Here is a 2181-nt window from a genome sequence, read left to right as displayed (position 1 = left end):
GCACAACTCGGCGACGCCGGCGGAGCAGGCGGCGATGGCGTCGGAGTGCGGGTTCAACACCCTCGACGCGCTCATCGACGCCACCGTCCCGGCCGCCATCCGCGCGCCGACGATGCACTTCTCCGGGAAGTTCGACGCCGGGTTTACCGAGTCCCAGATGATTGACCACATGCAGCGCCTGGCGGCCATGAACAAGGCCTACAAGTCCTTCATCGGGATGGGGTACTACAACACCCACGTCCCCGCGGTGATACTGCGCAACCTCATGGAGAACCCCGCGTGGTACACGCAGTACACGCCGTACCAGGCGGAGATCGCGCAGGGCCGTCTCGAGTCGCTGCTCAACTACCAGACCATGGTCGCCGACCTCACCGGCCTGCCCATGTCCAACGCCTCGCTGCTTGACGAGGCCACCGCCGCCGCCGAGGCCATGGCCATGTGCAACGGCATCCTGAAATCCAAGAAGAAGACCTTCCTCATCGCCTCCAACTGCCACCCGCAGACCATCGACGTCTGCCAGACGCGCGCCGCTGGGTTCGACCTCAACGTCATCGTCGCGGACGCCAAGGACTTCGACTACAGCAGCGGTGATGTGTGCGGAGTGCTCGTGCAGTACCCCGGCACGGAGGGGGAGGTGCTGGACTACGCGGAGTTCGTCAAGGACGCGCACGCGCACGGCGTCAAGGTGGTCATGGCCACCGACCTGCTCGCGCTCACCTCGCTGCGCCCGCCCGGTGAGATCGGCGCCGACATCGCCGTCGGCTCCGCGCAGCGGTTCGGCGTGCCCATGGGGTACGGAGGCCCGCACGCCGCGTTCCTCGCCACTTCCCAGGAGTACAAGCGCCTCATGCCCGGCCGTATCATCGGCGTGAGCGTCGATTCCAGCGGCAAGCCCGCGCTCCGGATGGCGATGCAGACCCGGGAGCAGCACATCCGCCGCGACAAGGCCACCAGCAACATCTGCACTGCCCAGGCCTTGCTCGCCAACATGGCAGCGATGTATGCTGTCTACCATGGTCCCGAGGGGCTAAAGGCAATTGCCGACCGTGTACACGGCCTGGCTGGTACCTTTGCCCATGGACTGAAGAAGCTCGGAACAGTGACTGTGCAGGAACTGCCGTTCTTTGACACTGTCAAGGTCAAGGTCGCTGATGCGAATGCGATTGCCCAGGAGGCCTGCAAGAACGAGATGAACCTTCGTGTCGTTGATGCAACCACGATAACCGTTGCCTTTGATGAGACCACAACCTTGGAGGATGTCGACAAGCTGTTCAAGGTGTTCAATGGTGGCAAGCCAGTGAACTTCACTGCTGAATCCCTCGCACCAGAGGTCTCAAGCTCAATTCCGAGTAGCCTTGTGCGCAAGAGCCCCTACTTAACCCACCCGATCTTTAACATGTACCATACAGAGCATGAGCTTCTCCGCTACCTGTACAAGTTGCAATCCAAGGACCTTTCACTGTGCCACAGTATGATCCCTCTTGGTTCTTGCACTATGAAACTAAATGCTACAGTGGAGATGATGCCTGTCACCTACCCCAACTTTGCAAACATGCACCCATTTGCACCTACTGAACAAGCCGCAGGATATCATGAAATGTTTGATGACTTGGGCGATCTGCTGTGCAAGATCACTGGCTTTGATTCTTTCTCTTTGCAACCAAATGCTGGTGCATCAGGGGAGTATGCCGGATTGATGGTTATCCGTGCTTACCACAGGGCAAGAGGAGACTACCACCGGGACGTCTGTATCATTCCTGTGTCAGCCCATGGTACAAATCCTGCAAGTGCTGCTATGTGTGGAATGAAGATTGTTGCTGTTGGAACTGATTCCAAAGGTAACATTAACATCGAGGAGTTGAGGAAAGCTGCTGAAGCAAACAAGGACAACTTGGCTGCTCTTATGGTTACCTATCCTTCGACCCATGGAGTCTATGAAGAAGGCATTGATGAGATATGCAGGATAATTCATGAGAACGGTGGGCAGGTATACATGGATGGGGCTAACATGAATGCTCAGGTCGGATTGACAAGCCCTGGCTTTATTGGAGCAGATGTTTGCCACCTTAACCTTCACAAGACATTCTGCATTCCACATGGTGGGGGTGGTCCTGGAATGGGTCCTATTGGTGTTAAGAAGCACTTAGCACCATTTTTACCATCTCATCCAGTGATCACCAC

The 2181-nt window shown here is 57.2% G+C and carries 1 protein-coding gene; it reads left to right on the top strand.

Annotation, left to right across the window (positions count from 1 at the left end; genetic code table 11):
- Positions 1 to 2181: aminomethyl-transferring glycine dehydrogenase (gcvP, locus tag OKA04_RS24850; RefSeq protein ID WP_264503838.1), on the top strand; the 2181-nt coding region annotated here is incomplete at both ends.

This window comes from Luteolibacter flavescens, from assembly GCF_025950085.1.
Classification (GTDB): domain Bacteria; phylum Verrucomicrobiota; class Verrucomicrobiia; order Verrucomicrobiales; family Akkermansiaceae; genus Haloferula; species Haloferula flavescens.
Note: the sequence above shows the minus strand (reverse complement) of the source record. Positions and strands in the feature narration are given on the sequence as shown.